Origin of the sequence: Mesorhizobium sp. M0751 (assembly GCF_040320265.1) — a bacterium.
Classification (GTDB): Bacteria; Pseudomonadota; Alphaproteobacteria; order Rhizobiales; family Rhizobiaceae; genus Mesorhizobium.
In genome coordinates this window covers 1-16,321 of the sequence record NZ_JAMYPH010000015.1, presented here as the reverse complement: position 1 = coordinate 16,321, position 16,321 = coordinate 1, and the positions used below count along the sequence as shown (strand labels likewise).

Below are 16,321 nucleotides of genomic sequence, written 5' to 3'. Positions count from 1 at the left end.
AGACTATGAATTCGGGAGGATTCCATGGCCTATTCCTACATGCCGGGTTTCGGCAACGACTTCGAGACCGAGACTTTGCCGGGCGCGCTGCCGCAAGGGCGAAACTCGCCGCAGCGGCCGGCCTACGGCCTCTACGCCGAGCAGCTTTCGGGCTCTCCTTTCACCGCGCCGCGCGGCACCAATGAGCGCTCCTGGCTTTATCGGATAAGGCCGAGCGTCAGGCACACCGGCCGCTTCAAAGCGGCGAATTATCCGCTTTGGAAAAGCGCGCCGAACGTCGGCGACCACCAGCTCGCGCTCGGCCAGTATCGCTGGAGCCCCGTGCCCATGCCGAAGGAACCGACGGACTTCATCGCCGGCATGCGCTCGATCACCACCGCCGGCGACGTGCTCGGCCAGACCGGCATGGCGGCACATGTCTATGTCGCCAACCGTTCGATGGCCGACGACCATTTCTTCAACGCCGACGGCGAGTTGCTGGTCGTGCCCCAGGTTGGAGCCTTGCGCTTCGTCACCGAGATGGGTGTTATCGAACTCAGGCCGGGCGAGATTGCCGTGCTGCCGCGTGGTCTGGTGTTCAAGGTCGAACTGGTGGATCCGCAAGTGCGCGGCTATGTCTGCGAGAATTACGGCGCCAAGCTGACGCTGCCGGATCGCGGCCCGATCGGCGCCAATTGCCTGGCCAATCCGCGCGATTTCAAGACGCCCTGCGCCTGGTTCGAGGACAAGGAGACACCGTGCCGGCTGATCGCGAAATGGTGTGGTCAGTTCCATGTCACCGAGATCGACCATTCGCCGCTGGATGTGGTGGCGTGGCACGGCAATTATTCGCCCTACAAATATGATCTTGCGACCTTTTCGCCGGTCGGCGCGATCCTGTTCGACCACCCCGATCCGTCGATCTTCACCGTGCTGACCGCGCCGAGCGGCGAGGAAGGCACCGCCAATATCGACTTCGTCATCTTCCCGCCGCGCTGGCTTGTGGCGGAAAACACCTTCCGGCCGCCCTGGTACCACCGCAACATCATGAGCGAGTTCATGGGCCTGATCCACGGCCAGTACGACGCCAAGGAAGAGGGCTTCGTGCCCGGCGGCATCAGCCTGCACAACATGATGCTGGCGCATGGGCCTGATGCGTCTGGCTTCGAAAAAGCCTCGCGCGCGGAGCTGAAACCGGTCAAGCTCGACAACACCATGGCCTTCATGTTCGAGACCCGCTTTCCGCAGATGGTGACCCGCTATGGCGCCGAGCTCGAAACCCGGCAGGACAATTACATCGACTGCTGGGCCGATCTGAAGAAACGCTTCAACGGCACGCCCGAGGGCGACTGGTCTTGAGCGCCGTCACATGACGGATCGTCTGGTGCTTCTCGGCTCGAAGGGTGGCCCGGCGCTCCGGCCGGGCGGACCGTGGCCGAGTTCGTCGCTGCTGGAGATTGGCGGCCGCACCCTCGTCGTCGATTGCGGGCTGGGCGTAACGCGCGGGTTGACCGACGCCGGCGTCAGTCTGAAGGCGCTCGACCTGATCTTCATCACGCATTTGCACTCCGACCATGTGCTGGAACTCGGACCTCTCATCCACACCGCCTGGACGGCCGGCCTGGCGGCGCCCGTCACTTTGTTCGGCCCGCCCGGCATCGGCCATTATTGGCAGCGCTTTTGCCAGGCAATGGAATTCGACATCGAGATCCGCATCGCCGATGAAGGCAGGCCGGATCTCCGCGACCTGGTGTCGATCGTCGAGTTTGCTGAAGGCCAAGTGGCCGAAGAGCGCGGTCTCAAAATATCGGCCTTGCGCGTCGACCACCCGCCGGTGACCGACTGCTTTGCGCTGCGCTTCGAGCAAGCCGGGAAAGGCGTCGTCTTTTCGTCGGATACGGCGTTCTTTCCGCCATTGGCGGGTTTCGCCGAGGGCGCCGACGTTCTGGTCCACGAGGCCGTGCTGGAAGTGGGTATCGAGCGGCTGGTTGCTAAGACCGGCAACGGTGCAAGACTGAGAGAACACCTGCTTGCCAGCCATAGTTTTGCCGAAGAGGCAGGCCGCATCGCCAGCGATGCCAAGGTGAAGCGACTCGTCCTCAACCACCTCATTCCCGCCGACGATCCCGAGATCGGCGAGGCCGACTGGATTGCCGCCGTCAGGAAAACATGGGCCGGCGACTTGACGATCGCCCGCGACGGCCTTGTTGTGGGGCTTGGGAGTGAGACGTGACCAACGACAAGCTTTGGGAAGAGGTGCAGAAATCCGAGGAGACATCCTGGGCGCAGCTCTCCTTGTTTCTCGATAGGGTGGAAGACTTGCCGTCTTTCGTCCGGTTCCTCGATGCGCTGCGAAACGACCGTGAGGACGCCGACCGCAAGGAGGCATTGCGGTCGGCAGGACCTGACATCAGCTGGAATGGCTGGGAAAACAATTCGTTAGCCACTTTTCTTGAATCGGCTGTCGCTTGGGCCGTCACCTGGACCGATGGTAGTCGGCGCGGCGACCTGGCATTGCTGGCAAATGAAAATCCCTGGAGAGCCGCAGCCAGAATTATCTATGCGGGCAAATATTACGAATAAACGCCTTGGGAGGACGCATGAAGCTTGCCACATTGAAGGACGGGACGCGCGACGGAAAGCTCGTCGTTGTGTCGCGCGACCTGACGCGGTTTACCGACGCTTCGTTCCTGGTGCGGACGCTGCAGGCCGCGCTCGACGACTGGCATCGGATCGCGCCGCATCTCGCTGCGATGGCCGAATCTCTGGAGAATAATGCAGTGCCGTCGGCCCGCTTTCACGAGCATGACGCCCATTCGCCGCTGCCGCGCGCCTACCAATGGGCCGACGGCTCGGCCTATGTGAACCACGTCGAGCTGGTGCGGAAGGCGCGCGGCGCCGAGATGCCGGCAAGCTTCTGGACCGATCCGCTGATCTACCAGGGCGGCTCGGACGCTTTCCTCGCACCGCGCGACCCAATCCGCACGATCGACGAGACCCTTGGCATTGACATGGAAGGCGAGGTTGCCGTTGTTGTCGACGACGTGCCGATGGGTGCAGGCCTCGATGAGGCGCGGGCAGCGATCCGGCTGGTCATGCTGGTCAACGACGTGACGCTGCGCGGCCTGACCGGACCCGAACTCGCCAAGGGGTTCGGCTTCTACCAGTCGAAACCGTCATCAGCCTTTTCGCCGGTGGCGGTAACGCCGGACGAACTCGGCGATGCCTGGGACGGCGGCAAGGTCAGCCTGCCGCTGTTGGTCGATGTCAACGGCAAACCGTTCGGCCGGGCGAACGCCGGCATCGACATGACCTTCGACTTTCCGGCGTTGATTGTTCATGCCGCAAAAGCGCGGCCGCTGGCTGCCGGCACCATTGTCGGTTCGGGCACCGTCTCCAACAAGCTCGATGGCGGGCCGGGCAAGCCTGTCTCGGCAGGCGGCGCCGGCTATTCCTGTATCGCCGAGTTGCGTATGATCGAGACCATCGAAGCCGGCGAACCGAAAACGCCGTTCTTGCGTTTTGGTGATACCGTGCGCATCGAGATGAAGGACAGGGGCGGGCATTCGATCTTCGGCGCCATCGAGCAGAAGGTCGAGAAATACGAGGGGGCAAGAGAGTGACGGGCGAGACATTCTATCTGCTGTGCGGTGTCTGGGCACTTGCCATGCTGGCGATCTTCATCCTGGCGATCCGGCTGAGCTATCGCATCGAGGCGCGCTCGCCCGGCCTGACCAACCGCAGCGGCTTTCCGCGCAAGGCGATGATGTTCCACACCGTCACCAACACGAACGTCGCAGGCGACGAGGAAACGCAAGCCATGCGGCGGCGCATGATCGGGCTGCTGCTGATTGTTCTCGCTGGATTTGCTCTCATGTGGGCAGGTGTGTCTTTGGTCCAGTTACCGGCGTGAAGTCATGGACCTGCTCGGTCATTTCCGCCGCATGGCGCGCAACAATCTGTGGTCCAACGACCGGCTCTATCGTGCCGTGCTGCAGCTTGAGCCCGGCGAATTCGAGGCTGAAAGGATAAGCTTCTTCCCATCGATCAAGGCAACGCTCAATCACATCCTGGCGGTCGATTATCTCTATCTCGATTTTCTCGAAGAGGGCGGCGTCGGCGCCGCGGCCTATGATGAGTTCTTGCTCTTCGACGAAGCGGACGCGCTCTTTGGCAAGCGGACGGAGGCCGACCGGCGGCTGATTGCCTTTTGTGATTGCTTGTCGGAGGAGGATCTCGAGCGCCGCGTCGTCACCGACCGGCGCGAGAACGGCATGATACCGGAACGGATCGGCGATTTGCTCGCCCATCTCTTCATCCACGACATCCATCATCGCGGCCAGGTGCACGCGATGCTGTCCGGCACCTCGGTCGCGCCGCCGCAACTCGACGAGTTCTTCCTCGATTACGATGTGAAGCTGAGGAAAGCCGAAGTCGAGCGGCTGGAGCTGGATGATCAGACCAACGCGACGTCGTAGGCTGAGAAATGTCGATCCGCAGTGACCACCGTCAGACCTTCAATTTGAGCCTGTGCGATGAGCAGACGGTCGAAGGGATCGCGATGATGGAACGGCAGATGCTCAAGCCTCGCTGCGTGTAGTTCATTCACACTGAGGATCGGAATGCCGTTCGATCGCAAGATTTCCACGATGTTGCCTGTGAGCGTGACTTTGCCGAGCGATTTCTTAATGGCGATCTCTGCTACCGAGACGACGCTGACGACCACATCCTCGCCCGCAAGAAAGATGTCGCGATGGTGATCCGAAAGGCGTGAATCCGCGTTGAGCACCCAAAGCAGAATATGAGTATCCACCAGATATTGGCGGCTCATTTGATGTACTCGTCCCATTCGGGACCGAGTTCATCAAAATCATTCGATATCCGAATTTGGCCTTTCAGGGCTCCAAAAAGGCCTTTGCTCCCGCCGGCCCGGGTGGGCGCGCTTAAGGTCGCCACCACCTCTCCATGCCGCGTCAGATGGATCTCTTCGCCGGCTTGGGCACGTTTCACCAACTCGGAGAGTTGAGCCTTCGCTTTTGCCATCGGAACATTCATGGTCAGACCTCTTATGACCAGAATTTAGGTCATAACTGATCAAACCACAAGCCATCTCGGCCGAGCTGGCTACGCTGCCTTGCCGTCCACCTTCAGCACGCCGCGCTTGATCTGGTCCTGCTCGATCGATTCGAACAGAGCGCGGAAATTGCCCTCGCCAAAACCTTCGTCGCCCTTCCTCTGGATGAACTCGAAGAAGATCGGGCCGATCACGGTTCTCGAAAAAATCTGCAGCAGGATCTTGGTCGTGCCGCCGTCGACGACGCCTTCGCCGTCGATCAGGATGCCGTGCTTTTTCATGCGCTCGATCGGCTCTTCATGGCCGTTCACGCGGGCAAAGGACATGTCATAGTAGGTCTCGGGCGGGCCAGGCATGAACTTCAAGCCGTTGGCGGCCAGCCTATCGGTGGCGCCGTAAATATCGTCGGTGCCGACGGCGATGTGCTGGATGCCCTCGCCATTGTACTTTTTCAGATATTCGGCGATCTGGCTGGTCTCGTCCTTGGACTCGTTCAGCGGGATGCGGATTTTGCCGCAGGGCGAGGTGATGGCGCGGCTGACCAGACCGGTGATCTTGCCGTCGATGTCGAAGAAATGGATCTGCTTGAAGCCGAACAGGTCGCGGTAGAAATCCCACCACTTGTCCATCTGGCCGCGATAGACATTGTGGGTGAGGTGGTCGAGATAGTAGAAGCCGACGCCTTCAGGCTTGGGATCGCGCTCGCCCAGCCAGTCGAACTCGGCGTCGTAAGCCGAGCCCTTCTCGCCGTAGGTTTCGATGAAATAGAGCACCGAGCCGCCGATGCCGACGATCGCCGGCACATCGAGCGTCTTGTCGGCGCCTTCATAGGGCGTCGCGCCCTTGGCTACCGCGTGATCGAAGGCATGCCTGGCATCGACCACACGCCAGGCCATCGAGGCCGCGCAAGGGCCGTGCTTATCGACGAATTTCATCGCATGCGAGCCCGGCTCGGCATTGACGACATAGTTGATGTCGCCCTGCCGCCAGACGGTGATGTCCTTGCTGCGGTGCTTGGCCACCGGCACATAGCCCATGCGGGTGAACAGCTCGGCGAGCTTTTCCGGCTCGGCATGCGCGAATTCGACGAATTCGAAGCCGTCGGTACCGGCGGGATTGGTTTTGCTGATCTTGGCGGGCGGTGCGTCGTGCGGGAAGGGACCCATGGCATTGCTCCGAAATCTGGCCCGAAATCTGGCATTGGCCGCATTCGGCCATATCTGAGCCCAATCATAGCGCGGAGCGGATGCAAATTGCTTGCATTCAAACGCTTGAAATGGTCTGATCATGCGCGAGTTGTGCACTGTGGAGCCGAAATTCATGGATGAGGCGCGCATCGACCAGTTTGACCGCAAGATAATGGCTCTGCTGCAGGGCGATGCACGGCTGACCAACAACGATTTGTCGGAACGGGTGAACCTGTCAGCGTCGCAATGCTCGCGCCGTCGCCAGCGGCTCGAGGAGGACGGTTATATCAAGGGCTACCGGGCGGTGCTCGACCGCGACAAGCTCGGCTTTTCCCTGGTCAACGTCATTTCGGTGACGCTCGCCACCCATAACCGCGACAATGCGCGGCGTTTCGGCGAATTGGTCGCGCGGCTGCCGCAGGTGCAGGAAGCGCACGCGCTGACCGGCGAGATGGATTATATATTGAAAGTGGTGACGCCGGACCTGAAGTCGCTGTCGGAATTCGTCAACAGCGTGCTGCTGCCGCACGAATCGGTGCAGCACGTGAAGACGGCGATCGTGCTGGAGACGCTAAAGGAAACCGGCGCGCTGCCGATTTAGTGTGAACCATGTCGAACTTTCAGCTCGCCGGCTTCATCGTCTTCTGTGTTGGGCTGGTGCCGTTCACAATCGGCGGGCTCATCTTTCTGCGTTCCAGCTATGATAGCTGGAACGCAGAGCTTTTGCGCGATCCAAGCTGGTCATGGTGGGATCGAAAGATTGGTTTCGGGGGCATCCTGTCTCAACCGAAATCGCGCTGGTGGTGCGGCATCGGTTTTGCGATCTGCCTCGCGGGCTTCCTCCTGCTATTGGTCAGCACGGTCTCGCTCAGTGGTCTCGCCCTATACACCGCTTTGTTTGGAGCCTTCTTCGGCCTGCATGCACTCATGGCAAGGCGACGTCGCTAGCCAGCTGACGGACGGATTCCAGGACCGGAGTTACGTCACCCCTTCTGCTGCTGGATCAGCCCATAGAGATTGGTGCAGCGGGCGCCGGACCGGCAATAGGCGAAGACCGGGCCTTCGAGTTCGTCGAGCGCCTCGGCCTGGTCCTCGACATTCTCGGCCGTGATCTGGCCGCTGATGACGGGGATGTAGCGGAAGGCGAGCCCGGCGCCCTCGACCGCCGCCTTGACGGTGTCGGCGGATGGCTGGCCCGGTTGCTCGTTGTCCGGCCGGTTGCAAATCACGCTCTTGAAGCCGGCATCCTTGATGGCGGCGACATCCTCGGGCTGGATCTGGCCCGAGACCGAATAGTCCTCGCTGATCTGACGGTATTCCATGGCTGGGGTCCTCGCAATCTGGTTAGCGGCAGTCTTGCCACTCCCTGACCCGGTCGGCAATCCGCGCGAAAAGAAATCCATCCGCGCAGATAGAGATTTCGACGGCAGAAATCCAGCCGGGCTAACGCCGCATGTCGCCAGGACGCATCATGCGCCAGCCCGGCTGGATGAACCGGATCGGTCGGCTCAGCTGCCGAGGATCGCGCCTTTGATCTGGGCGATGTTGTTGTGCATCAGGTCGATATAGGTCGCCGCCGGGCCGTCGGGCTGCGACAGCGCATCGGAATAGAGCGTGCCGCCCACCTTGATGCCGGTCTCGCTGGCGATCTGCTCGATCAGCCGCGGGTTGGTGATGTTCTCGACGAAGATCGCCGCCGCCTTGTCCTGTTTCACCTGGCTGACCAGCTTGGCGACGTCGGCGGCGGAGGGCTCCGACTCGGTCGACACGCCTTCCGGGGCCAGGAACGTCAAGCCGTAGGCCTTTTCGAAATAGCCGAAGGCGTCGTGTGAGGTGATGACGACGCGCTTCTCTTGCGGGATCGACTGGATCGCCGCCTGCACTTCGCCCTCAAGTGCATCGAGCTTTTGCGTATAGGCGGCTGCATTGGCCTTATAGCTGTCGCAACCCGCAGCGTCGGCCGTGCAAAAGGCGTCGGCGATGTTCTTCACATAGATCCTGGCATTGGCGATCGACTGGAAGGCATGCGGATCGGTCGCCGTTTTGCCGTCGGTATTCGCGCCTTCGGCATCGGCCTCGGCGAATTCGGGTTTGAAATTGATCGGCGTTACCCCCTTGGTCAGCACGGCAATCGAAGCCTTGGTGGCGCTCGCGTCGACCAGGCGCTGCAGAAAACCTTCGAAATGCAGGCCGTTGACCAGCACGATGTCGGCCTTGGCCATCGCCACCGCATCGGCCGGGCTCGGCTCGTAGACATGGGCGTCGCCGTCCGGCCCGACGATGGTGGTCAGATCGATCCTGTCGCCGCCGACATTTTTGGCGAAATCGGCGATGATGGTGAAACTGGCGACCACCTTCAACGGCTCCGCGAACGCCGACGACGCGCCAAGGGCGGTTAATGTTATAACGCTCACGGCCAAAGCGGCGCGGATCGATTTCAGCATGGACAGGTCTCCTGGTTGGGGATCGGGTGGGATCAGGCGGTTCTGTGGCGGTGATGGACGATGCGGGCGCGCAGGATGCCGCGCGTGCCGAACAGGATCGAGGCGAAATAGACGACGCCGGCGGACAGGATGATGGCCGGGCCGGAGGGCAGCGATGCATGGTAGGATAACAGCAGTCCGGCAATGCAGGAGGCAAAGCCGATCACTGTGGCCAGCACGCACATAGGCTCGACGCGCGAGGTCCAGAAGCGGGCCGCCGCTGCCGGCAGCATCATCAGCCCGACCGACAGCAAGGTGCCGAGCGCCTGGAAGCCGCCGACGAGGTTGAGCACGACGAGGCCGAGAAAGATGAAATGCACCGGGCTGCCCATCCGGCTGACCGAGCGTAGGAACAAAGGGTCGAGGCATTCGGCGACCAGCGCCCGCCAGAAGATGGCGAGGCTGACCAGCGTCACCACGACGATGCCGCCGATCAGCGTCAGCGCCTCGTTGTTGAGCGCCAGCACGGTGCCGAACAGCACATGCATGAGATCGACGCTGGAGCCGCGGACCGACACCATGAGCACGCCGATAGCCAGCGAAATCAGATAGAAGGCCGCCATCGAGGCGTCCTCGCGCTGGATGGTGAAGCGCGAGACGGCGCCGGCGCCGAGCGCCACGATGATGCCGGCGATCAGTCCGCCGATCGTCATCGGCAGGATTTCCAGGCCATAGAACAGGAAGCCCGCGGCAGCTCCGGGCAGGATGGCATGCGCCATGGCGTCGCCTGACAGGCTCATGCGCCGCAGCATCAGGAACACGCCGACCGGGCAAGCGCCGAGCGATAACATCATCGAACCAGCGAGCGCCCGCTGCATGAAGGCGTAGTCGGCGAAAGGAGCGACGAAAAGACCATAAAGCACGTCCATCATGCCGCCCTCGGGCCGGAGCCGTGATGATGGTCGTGGCTGTGCTCGTGGCTGCCGTGCTCGTGATCATGCTCGCCGGGCTCACACCAAGGCGCGTTGTCTTCCCAGGCTTCGTGGAAGCGGCGCGCGCGCAACAGATTCTCCGGCCGCAGCGTCTCTTTGGTCTCGCCCCAGGCGACCGGCTGGCGCGCCAGGAGCAGCGTTTCGGGGAAATTCTGCCGCACCAGATCGAGATCGTGAACGACGACCATGATCGTGCGCTCCTCGCCATGCCAGCGCTTGATCAGCGCGATCAGGTCGCCGACGGTCTTGCTGTCGACGGCATTGAACGGCTCGTCGAGCAGGATGAGCTCGGCATCCTGCAACAGCACGCGGGCGAAAAGCGTGCGCTGCAGCTGGCCGCCCGACAGTGTGTCGATCGGGCGCTTCTCGAAACCGCCGAGCCCGACGGCCATCAGCGCCTTGCTGACCGAGTCGCGATCTTCCTTTGTATAGCGGCCGAGCATGCCGCGCCGCGGCCACAGGCCAAGCGAAACCAGGTCGACGACCCGGGCCGGAAAGGAGCGGTCGAGCTCCGATTGCTGCGGCAGATAGGCGGCACGTACGCCGGGCGCCCGGATCACTGCGCCGGCCATCGGCTTCAGGACGCCCACAATGCCCTTCATCAGCGTCGACTTGCCGGAGCCGTTGGCGCCGACGAGCGCCGTCAACGATCCCTTGCGGATCGTACCATCGAGGTGGTGGATCGCCGGGTGGCTGTTATAGCCCAGCGTCAGGTCGCGGAAGGTCAGGCAGGTTTGGCTCATGTGACGATCCATGGGGCGACGATCGGTGCTGCAGGGGTGGATTCGATATGTGATGTTATTACATTAGTCAACAAGCCAATCGGGCGGAATTGCGGCCGGGCCGTCATGTTGTGTGCGTTGGCTTGGCTCAAGAGGTTCCGCTCGAGCGGCCTTGCCCCCGGCGAACCCGGCCCCTAAACAGGCGCAGCTGACAAGAGGAGAAGGAATATCCAATGAGCATTCGTCGCGTCGATGTGGGCCCGCGCATGAGCCAGATCGTCATCCACGGCAACACCGTCTATCTGGCCGGTCAGGTCGGCAAGCCGGGCGGAAACGTCGGCGCCCAGACAAGGGACATTCTGGCGGCGATCGACGAATTGCTGGCGAAGGCCGGCACCGACAAGACCAAGATCCTGCAGGCGATCATCTGGCTGGCCGACATGAGCACCTTTGCCGAGATGAACGCCGAATGGGACAAATGGGTACCACAGGGCAACACGCCGGCCCGCGCCACCGGCGAAGCGAAACTTGCCGGACCGGAATATCTGGTCGAGATTATTGTTACTGCGGCGATTTGAGATTGCGGCTCTAACCCTCCCCCTCGAGGGGAGGGTCGGCGAGTAGTCGAAGCGAAGCGGAGACTGCGAGACGGGGTGGGGTCGGCGAGGTTGCTCCGACCCCACCCCGCGTCACAAAATGCCGCCGTGCTGCAATTTGCTCCGCGACCCTCCCCTCAAGGGGGAGGGTTAGGAGCTCACCCCTGCGACGGCGTGAACCGCGCCACCAGCGTGTGGTTCTCTGCCGCATAGGTGAACCGGACATGGGTGACGGGGTGCTCGGCGCTCCATGTCCGTCGCTCGATCACCAGGCACGGCGCGCCGGTCTCGATGTCGAGTGCCGCCGCGATGTGCTTTTCGGCGGCAACCGCGCGAATGCGATGCTCGGCGGCACTCCACGGGACGCGCCCGATCAGCCACGGACCGGGCGCGGTGTCGAAAAACGCCTCTTCGGCGGCCTCCGGCACGGCAGCCAGGTTGATCAGCCGCTGCTCGTGGGCAAATGGCCGCTTGCCGGCGAAATGCTGGCACTCCAGGGCCAGCACCGGCCCGGCGACGTCGAGTTCCAGCAGGGCGCGGTCGTCGGCGCTGCTGCGCCTTCTGTTTCGCGCCATACGCTCATAGCGGTAGGGCAGGCCAAGCGCCTCGACCTCGATCCGGATGTCGTGGATTTCGAGAACGGCTGCCTGCGATTGCGGCCGGCGGACAAAACTGCCGGAGCGACGCCGGCGCTCGATCAGCCCGGCCTTGGCCAGTTGCGACAGCGCCTTGTTCACTGTCATGCGCGAACAATTGTATTCGGCCGTCAGTTCATGCTCGAACGGAATGCGGTGGCCGGGCGCCCAGGCACCCGACAGGATACGTTCGCTGATGTCGGACAGGATGCGCTGGTGCAGCGAAAGAACCTCGCCGCCGTCCGCGCTTCCAGAATCCGCGCTTATTGTCCCGATCATGCTCATGCCGAAAGCGCCGTCATGACCTTGCGGAACCGCTCGGCGATAGCATCGCGCTTCGCATACCTGCCGTCGCTGACCAGTTTCCTGCCATGCACCCAGACGCAATCGACCTTGGTGCCGCTGGCAAAAATCCAGGCGTCAAGGATTGCATCGCCCGTCTTGCCGGCCAGCGATGGATGCTTGCCGTCGAGCGAGACGAAATCGGCCGAGGCACCTGCGGCGATCTGCGAGGGGCCGGCGCCCAGCGCGGCACTGCCGCCATCGAGCGCCGCATCGAACAGCGCGCGACCGGTCGAGCCGCCGGCCACCGCCAGAACGTTGCGGGCGCGGTGGGCGAGGCGTTGCGAATATTCGAGTTGCCGCAACTCGTCCGGCAGGCCGATCAGTACGTTTGAATCCGAGCCGATGCCGAAGCGGCCGCCATGCTGCATGAACAGCGACGCGGCAAAGGTGCCGTCGCCGAGATTGGCCTCGGTGATCGGGCAGAGACCGGCAACGGCGCCGCTTTTGGCCATTTGCACCGTCTCGGTGTCGGTCATGTGGGTGGCGTGGATCAGGCACCAGCGCTGGTCGACCTTGGCGTTGGCAAGCAGCCATTCGACCGGCCGCGCCCCTGACCAGGCAAGGCAGTCCTCCACCTCCTTTATCTGCTCGGCGACGTGGATGTGGATCGGCCCCTCCGGCGCCATCGCTGTGATGTTTTCCAGTTCCTCCGGTGTCACGGCACGCAGGCTGTGCGGGGCGACGCCGACGACGCCTTGATTCAAAGTGCGAACCGATTCGCGGCATGTCTCAACAAGCCGCGAGAACTGGTTCACATCGTTGATGAACCGCCGCTGGCCTTCATTTGCCGCAGCGCCGCCGAAAGAGGAATGCGCGTAGAACACCGGCAGCAAAGTCAGCCCGATGCCTGTCTCGGACGCTGCAGCAACGATCCGCTCCGCCATCTCGGCTATGTTGGCATAGAGCCGGCCGTCGCGGTCGTGGTGGAGATAATGAAACTCGCCGACGCGGGAAAAGCCCGCCTCCAGCATCTCGACATAGAGCTGGGCCGCGACCGCCTCGACCTGGTCCGGCGTCATCGACAGCGCGAAACGGTACATCACCTCGCGCCAGCTCCAGAAACTGTCGGCGGAAGGGCCGCGCAATTCGGCAAGGCCGGCCATGCCGCGCTGGAAGGCGTGGCTGTGCAGGTTCGGCATGCCGGACAAAAGGATGGCATGGCGCTCGTCGCCAGGCAGGGGCGAGATATTCGCCTCGACCGCGGCGATCTTGCCGTCGGAGATGACAGTCCGCACATTGCTGTGCCAGCCGTCGGGCAGAAGCGCCTGTTCCGCAAAGATTGCCGTCACGTTTTTCTCCAAATCCCGGTTGGCCGTGCGATGATAGCGCTTGCAGTGCTTTTGATATGTATATACATAATCGTCACCGATTGAAACGGAAAAGATGATGGCTGCACAGAGCAAAAGCCGGGCAGGGGAGGTTCGCCTCTGGCGCAATGCGCGCCTCGCGACCATGGCCGAAAGCAGCGCCGGGTCAGGCATCATCGAGCACGGTGCAATCGCCGCGCGCAACGGCCGGATCGTCTATGCCGGGCCGGAAGCCGACATGCCGGCAGCACTCCGCCCCAGAGCACTTGGCAAAGACGCCGAGGCGACCGACTGCGAAGGCCGGTGGATCACGCCCGGCCTGATCGACTGCCACACCCATCTGGTCCACGCCGGCAACCGTGCCAATGAATTCGAGATGCGGCTGGCTGGCGCCAGCTATGAGGAGGTTGCCAAGGCCGGCGGCGGCATCGTTTCCTCGGTCAAGGCACTGCGCGCAGCGAGCGAGGATGAACTGGTCGCCCAGTCGCTGCCGCGCCTCGATGCGCTGATCGCCGAGGGCGTCACCACCGTCGAGATCAAATCCGGCTACGGTCTCGACCTCGAAAACGAGAAGAAGTCGCTGCGCGCCGCGCGACGACTTGGCGGTGAGCGGCCGGTGACGGTCAGGACCACTTTCCTCGGCGCTCATGCACTGCCACCCGAAGCAAAAGGTGACAAGGACGCCTTTGTCGATCTTGTCGCCAACGAGATTTTGCCAGCCGTCGCTGCCGAGGGCCTGGCCGATGCCGTCGACGGCTTTTGCGAAGGCATTGCCTTTTGGCCCGAGCAGATCGCCCACGTGTTCGATGCGGCCAAGGCGGCGGGCCTGCCGGTCAAGCTTCATGCGGACCAGCTGTCCAATCTGCACGGCGCCGAACTTGCGGCACGCTATGGTGCGCTATCGGCCGACCACCTCGAATATACCGACGAGGCAGGTGCGGCGGCGATGGCGAAGGCCGGAACCGTGGCGACCATCCTGCCCGGCGCCTACTACTTCATCCGCGAGACCAAGAAGCCGCCGATCGCCTTGTTTCGCCAGCATGGTGTCAGGATGGCCGTTGCCACCGACAACAATCCCGGCACGTCGCCGCTGACCTCGCTGCTGCTGACCATGAACATGGCCGCGACGTTGTTTGGGCTGACCGTCGATGAATGCCTTGCCGGCGTCACCCGCGAGGCTGCCCGCGCGCTCGGCCTGCTTGGACAGACCGGCACGCTGGAGGCCGGAAAATCCGCCGATCTGGCGATCTGGGACGTCGAACGCCCGGCCGAACTCGTCTACCGCATGGGCTTCAACCCGCTGCATGCCCGCATCTGGAGGGGACAATGACCGAACTCAAGCTAAGGCCAGGCAATGCCACGCTGGCCGATTGGCGCGCTATCTATCGTGGCGCCGCACTGAGGCTCGACGATGCCTGCCGGCCGAAGATCAAGGCCAGCGCCGAGGCCGTCGCCAGGATCGTTGCCAAGGGCGAGCCGGTCTATGGCATCAATACCGGCTTCGGCAAGCTGGCCAGCGTCCGCATCCCCGCCGCCGATCTGGAAACGTTGCAGCGAAACATCGTGCTGTCGCATGCCGCCGGCGTCGGCGAGCCGATGCCCGTCGCAATTTGCCGGCTGATGATGGCGCTGAAGCTGGCCAGCCTGGCACAGGGCGCCTCCGGCGTGCTGCCGCGGACGATCGAACTGCTCGAAGCGATGCTGGCCAACGACGTTATCCCCGTGGTGCCGGCGCAAGGCTCGGTCGGCGCTTCCGGCGACCTTGCGCCGCTGTCGCACATGACCGCCGTGATGATCGGCGTCGGCGAGTGCTTTACCCCGCATGGCCGCTTTCCCGCCAAGGTCGCCTTCGTTTCGCACGGCCTGGAGCCGGTGACACTGGGCGCCAAGGAAGGCCTGGCGCTGCTCAACGGCACACAGTTTTCGACCGCCTATGCGCTTGCGGCTTTGTTCGAAGCAGAAGTGCTCTACCAGTCGGCACTGGTCGCCGGCGCGCTGTCGACCGATGCCGCCAAGGGCTCTGACGCGCCGTTCGATCCCCGCATCCATCTGCTCCGGAAGCATCGCGGCCAGATCGAGACGGCCGAGGCGTTGCGCAATTTGATGGCTGGCAGCGCCATCCGTGAATCGCACCGCGTCGGCGACGAGCGCGTGCAGGATCCCTACTGCCTGCGCTGCCAGCCGCAAGTGATGGGCGCAGCGCTCGACGTGCTCCGCAAGGCCGCCGACACGCTCGGCACCGAGGCCAACGGCGTCACCGACAATCCGCTGATCTTTGCCGAGGACGACTCAGCGCTTTCGGGCGGCAATTTCCACGCTGAGCCGGTCGCCTTCGCCGCCGACATGATCGCGCTTGCCGTCTGCGAGATCGGCTCGTTGTCGGAAAGGCGTATCGCCATGCTGGTCGACCCGGCGCTGTCCGGCATGCCGGCCTTTCTGACACCCAAGCCGGGTCTGAATTCCGGTTTCATGATCCCTCAGGTGACGGCCGCGGCACTGGTTTCTGAAAACAAGCAAAAAGCCTATCCGGCCAGCGTCGATTCGATCCCGACCTCGGCCAACCAGGAAGACCACGTCTCGATGGCGGCGCATGGCGCGCGTCGGCTCATCGGCATGGTCGAGAATGCGACGGCCGTCATCGGCATCGAATTGCTGGCCGCCGCACAAGGCTGCGATTTCCACGCACCGCTGGCCTCGAGCGCGGCACTGGAGGCGGTGCGCCGGCTTGTCAGGGCAGAGGTGCCGCATCTCGACAACGACCGGCACTTCCACCCCGACATGGAGAAGGCCATCGCCATGGTACGCAGCGGCGCGGCGGTGGAAGCGGCAAGCGCGGTAAAGCTGCCGGGGGTGACGTCGTGAAGCCGTCGTCGCTGCGTTACGCCGGCATGGGGCGTGTTCCGTCGCGCCCCCCTCTGTCCTGCCGGACATCTCCCCCACGAGGGGGGAGATTGGCTGCCACACTGGCTTTCGCCAATCTCCAACGTTGCAGGATTGAACGAGGCGCCGCAGCTGCCGATCTCCCCCCTTGTGGGGGAGATGTCCGGCAGGACAGAGGGGG

The 16,321-nt window shown here is 63.1% G+C and carries 20 protein-coding genes; 11 read left to right on the top strand and 9 right to left on the bottom strand.

Annotated elements, in window-relative coordinates; genetic code table 11:
• The first annotated feature begins 24 nt into the window (after window positions 1-24).
• From hmgA to NKI19_RS21800, 6 genes are read left to right on the top strand one after another with little or no spacing between them, the layout of a single operon-like run.
• On the top strand, window positions 25-1,338 hold the full coding sequence (hmgA, locus tag NKI19_RS21825; protein WP_352490148.1) for a homogentisate 1,2-dioxygenase: 1,314 nt from the start codon (window positions 25-27) through the stop codon (window positions 1,336-1,338).
• 10 nt (window positions 1,339-1,348) lie between these two features.
• The gene (locus NKI19_RS21820; RefSeq protein ID WP_352490147.1) at window positions 1,349-2,212 is read left to right on the top strand and encodes an MBL fold metallo-hydrolase; all 864 of its coding nucleotides are present in this window, start codon (window positions 1,349-1,351) and stop codon (window positions 2,210-2,212) included.
• Window positions 2,209-2,562 (top strand): DUF7660 family protein, encoded by a 354-nt coding sequence (locus NKI19_RS21815; RefSeq protein WP_352490146.1) that lies wholly within the window; start codon window positions 2,209-2,211, stop codon window positions 2,560-2,562. The genes NKI19_RS21820 and NKI19_RS21815 overlap by 4 nt, the downstream gene beginning before the upstream one ends.
• A 17-nt stretch (window positions 2,563-2,579) precedes the next feature.
• Entirely contained in the window at window positions 2,580-3,602 is a 1,023-nt protein-coding gene (locus NKI19_RS21810; protein WP_352490145.1) for a fumarylacetoacetate hydrolase family protein, read from the top strand.
• Complete coding sequence (locus tag NKI19_RS21805) at window positions 3,599-3,892, top strand: hypothetical protein (RefSeq protein WP_352490144.1); 294 nt, start codon at window positions 3,599-3,601, stop codon at window positions 3,890-3,892. Before NKI19_RS21810 ends, NKI19_RS21805 begins: the two co-directional genes overlap by 4 nt.
• Before the next feature lie 4 nt (window positions 3,893-3,896).
• Window positions 3,897-4,457, top strand: coding sequence for a DinB family protein (locus tag NKI19_RS21800; protein WP_352490143.1), 561 nt, complete (start codon window positions 3,897-3,899; stop codon window positions 4,455-4,457).
• Here NKI19_RS21800 and NKI19_RS21795 read toward each other — a convergent pair.
• The 3 genes from NKI19_RS21795 to hppD all read right to left on the bottom strand — a co-directional run bounded on the left by NKI19_RS21795 (window position 4,436) and on the right by hppD (window position 6,219).
• The gene (locus tag NKI19_RS21795; RefSeq protein WP_352490142.1) at window positions 4,436-4,810 is read right to left on the bottom strand and encodes a type II toxin-antitoxin system VapC family toxin; all 375 of its coding nucleotides are present in this window, start codon (window positions 4,808-4,810) and stop codon (window positions 4,436-4,438) included. The genes NKI19_RS21800 and NKI19_RS21795 overlap by 22 nt on opposite strands.
• The gene (locus tag NKI19_RS21790) at window positions 4,807-5,034 is read right to left on the bottom strand and encodes a type II toxin-antitoxin system Phd/YefM family antitoxin (protein WP_352490141.1); all 228 of its coding nucleotides are present in this window, start codon (window positions 5,032-5,034) and stop codon (window positions 4,807-4,809) included. The genes NKI19_RS21795 and NKI19_RS21790 overlap by 4 nt, the downstream gene beginning before the upstream one ends.
• A gap of 69 nt (window positions 5,035-5,103) precedes the next feature.
• Window positions 5,104-6,219, bottom strand: coding sequence for a 4-hydroxyphenylpyruvate dioxygenase (gene hppD / locus NKI19_RS21785; protein ID WP_352490139.1), 1,116 nt, complete (start codon window positions 6,217-6,219; stop codon window positions 5,104-5,106).
• Window positions 6,220-6,373: 154 nt separating this feature from the next.
• On the opposite strand from hppD, the gene NKI19_RS21780 reads away from it, so the two are divergent.
• A complete protein-coding gene (locus NKI19_RS21780) occupies window positions 6,374-6,841 on the top strand; it encodes an Lrp/AsnC family transcriptional regulator (RefSeq protein WP_254817488.1) in 468 nt (155 codons plus the stop codon).
• A gap of 8 nt (window positions 6,842-6,849) precedes the next feature.
• The gene (locus NKI19_RS21775; protein WP_352490138.1) at window positions 6,850-7,188 is read left to right on the top strand and encodes a hypothetical protein; all 339 of its coding nucleotides are present in this window, start codon (window positions 6,850-6,852) and stop codon (window positions 7,186-7,188) included.
• Window positions 7,189-7,223: 35 nt separating this feature from the next.
• Here the strand turns inward: NKI19_RS21775 and NKI19_RS21770 are convergent, their stop codons facing one another.
• From NKI19_RS21770 to aztA, 4 genes are all read right to left on the bottom strand, one after another.
• A complete protein-coding gene (locus NKI19_RS21770) occupies window positions 7,224-7,562 on the bottom strand; it encodes a protein tyrosine phosphatase family protein (protein WP_352490137.1) in 339 nt (112 codons plus the stop codon).
• 186 nt (window positions 7,563-7,748) lie between these two features.
• On the bottom strand, window positions 7,749-8,684 hold the full coding sequence (gene aztC, locus NKI19_RS21765) for a zinc ABC transporter substrate-binding protein AztC (RefSeq protein ID WP_352490136.1): 936 nt from the start codon (window positions 8,682-8,684) through the stop codon (window positions 7,749-7,751).
• Window positions 8,685-8,716: 32 nt separating this feature from the next.
• Complete coding sequence (gene aztB, locus NKI19_RS21760; protein WP_352490353.1) at window positions 8,717-9,592, bottom strand: zinc ABC transporter permease AztB; 876 nt, start codon at window positions 9,590-9,592, stop codon at window positions 8,717-8,719.
• The gene (gene aztA, locus NKI19_RS21755; protein ID WP_352490135.1) at window positions 9,592-10,398 is read right to left on the bottom strand and encodes a zinc ABC transporter ATP-binding protein AztA; all 807 of its coding nucleotides are present in this window, start codon (window positions 10,396-10,398) and stop codon (window positions 9,592-9,594) included. Before aztA ends, aztB begins: the two co-directional genes overlap by 1 nt.
• Before the next feature lie 212 nt (window positions 10,399-10,610).
• On the opposite strand from aztA, the gene NKI19_RS21750 reads away from it, so the two are divergent.
• Entirely contained in the window at window positions 10,611-10,955 is a 345-nt protein-coding gene (locus NKI19_RS21750) for a RidA family protein (protein WP_352490134.1), read from the top strand.
• Between the two features lie 176 nt (window positions 10,956-11,131).
• On the opposite strand, the gene hutC is transcribed toward NKI19_RS21750, so the two are convergent.
• Window positions 11,132-11,893, bottom strand: coding sequence for a histidine utilization transcriptional repressor HutC (gene hutC, locus NKI19_RS21745; RefSeq protein WP_352490133.1), 762 nt, complete (start codon window positions 11,891-11,893; stop codon window positions 11,132-11,134).
• Window positions 11,890-13,242: a formimidoylglutamate deiminase gene (locus tag NKI19_RS21740; protein WP_352490132.1), complete on the bottom strand. Its 1,353-nt coding sequence runs from the start codon at window positions 13,240-13,242 to the stop codon at window positions 11,890-11,892. Before NKI19_RS21740 ends, hutC begins: the two co-directional genes overlap by 4 nt.
• 97 nt (window positions 13,243-13,339) lie before the next feature.
• Between NKI19_RS21740 and hutI the strand changes: the two genes are divergently transcribed.
• Together hutI and hutH are read left to right on the top strand one after the other, a co-directional pair.
• The gene (hutI, locus tag NKI19_RS21735; RefSeq protein WP_352490131.1) at window positions 13,340-14,590 is read left to right on the top strand and encodes an imidazolonepropionase; all 1,251 of its coding nucleotides are present in this window, start codon (window positions 13,340-13,342) and stop codon (window positions 14,588-14,590) included.
• A complete protein-coding gene (hutH, locus tag NKI19_RS21730; RefSeq protein ID WP_352490130.1) occupies window positions 14,587-16,122 on the top strand; it encodes a histidine ammonia-lyase in 1,536 nt (511 codons plus the stop codon). The genes hutI and hutH overlap by 4 nt, the downstream gene beginning before the upstream one ends.
• The last annotated feature ends 199 nt before the right edge of the window (window positions 16,123-16,321 follow it).

What these genes read in the sequence shown, in the direction of transcription:
- hmgA (WP_352490148.1), top strand. Translation starts at nt 25, where the DNA reads ATGGCCTATTCCTACATGCCGGGTTTCGGCAACGACTTCGAGACCGAG.
- NKI19_RS21820 (WP_352490147.1), top strand. Translation starts at nt 1,349, where the DNA reads ATGACGGATCGTCTGGTGCTTCTCGGCTCGAAGGGTGGCCCGGCGCTC.
- NKI19_RS21810 (WP_352490145.1), top strand. Translation starts at nt 2,580, where the DNA reads ATGAAGCTTGCCACATTGAAGGACGGGACGCGCGACGGAAAGCTCGTC.
- NKI19_RS21800 (WP_352490143.1), top strand. Translation starts at nt 3,897, where the DNA reads ATGGACCTGCTCGGTCATTTCCGCCGCATGGCGCGCAACAATCTGTGG.
- NKI19_RS21795 (WP_352490142.1), bottom strand. Translation starts at nt 4,810, where the DNA reads ATGAGCCGCCAATATCTGGTGGATACTCATATTCTGCTTTGGGTGCTC.
- NKI19_RS21790 (WP_352490141.1), bottom strand. Translation starts at nt 5,034, where the DNA reads ATGAATGTTCCGATGGCAAAAGCGAAGGCTCAACTCTCCGAGTTGGTG.
- hppD (WP_352490139.1), bottom strand. Translation starts at nt 6,219, where the DNA reads ATGGGTCCCTTCCCGCACGACGCACCGCCCGCCAAGATCAGCAAAACC.
- NKI19_RS21780 (WP_254817488.1), top strand. Translation starts at nt 6,374, where the DNA reads ATGGATGAGGCGCGCATCGACCAGTTTGACCGCAAGATAATGGCTCTG.
- NKI19_RS21775 (WP_352490138.1), top strand. Translation starts at nt 6,850, where the DNA reads ATGTCGAACTTTCAGCTCGCCGGCTTCATCGTCTTCTGTGTTGGGCTG.
- NKI19_RS21770 (WP_352490137.1), bottom strand. Translation starts at nt 7,562, where the DNA reads ATGGAATACCGTCAGATCAGCGAGGACTATTCGGTCTCGGGCCAGATC.
- aztC (WP_352490136.1), bottom strand. Translation starts at nt 8,684, where the DNA reads ATGCTGAAATCGATCCGCGCCGCTTTGGCCGTGAGCGTTATAACATTA.
- aztB (WP_352490353.1), bottom strand. Translation starts at nt 9,592, where the DNA reads ATGGACGTGCTTTATGGTCTTTTCGTCGCTCCTTTCGCCGACTACGCC.
- aztA (WP_352490135.1), bottom strand. Translation starts at nt 10,398, where the DNA reads ATGAGCCAAACCTGCCTGACCTTCCGCGACCTGACGCTGGGCTATAAC.
- NKI19_RS21750 (WP_352490134.1), top strand. Translation starts at nt 10,611, where the DNA reads ATGAGCATTCGTCGCGTCGATGTGGGCCCGCGCATGAGCCAGATCGTC.
- hutC (WP_352490133.1), bottom strand. Translation starts at nt 11,893, where the DNA reads ATGAGCATGATCGGGACAATAAGCGCGGATTCTGGAAGCGCGGACGGC.
- hutI (WP_352490131.1), top strand. Translation starts at nt 13,340, where the DNA reads ATGGCTGCACAGAGCAAAAGCCGGGCAGGGGAGGTTCGCCTCTGGCGC.
- hutH (WP_352490130.1), top strand. Translation starts at nt 14,587, where the DNA reads ATGACCGAACTCAAGCTAAGGCCAGGCAATGCCACGCTGGCCGATTGG.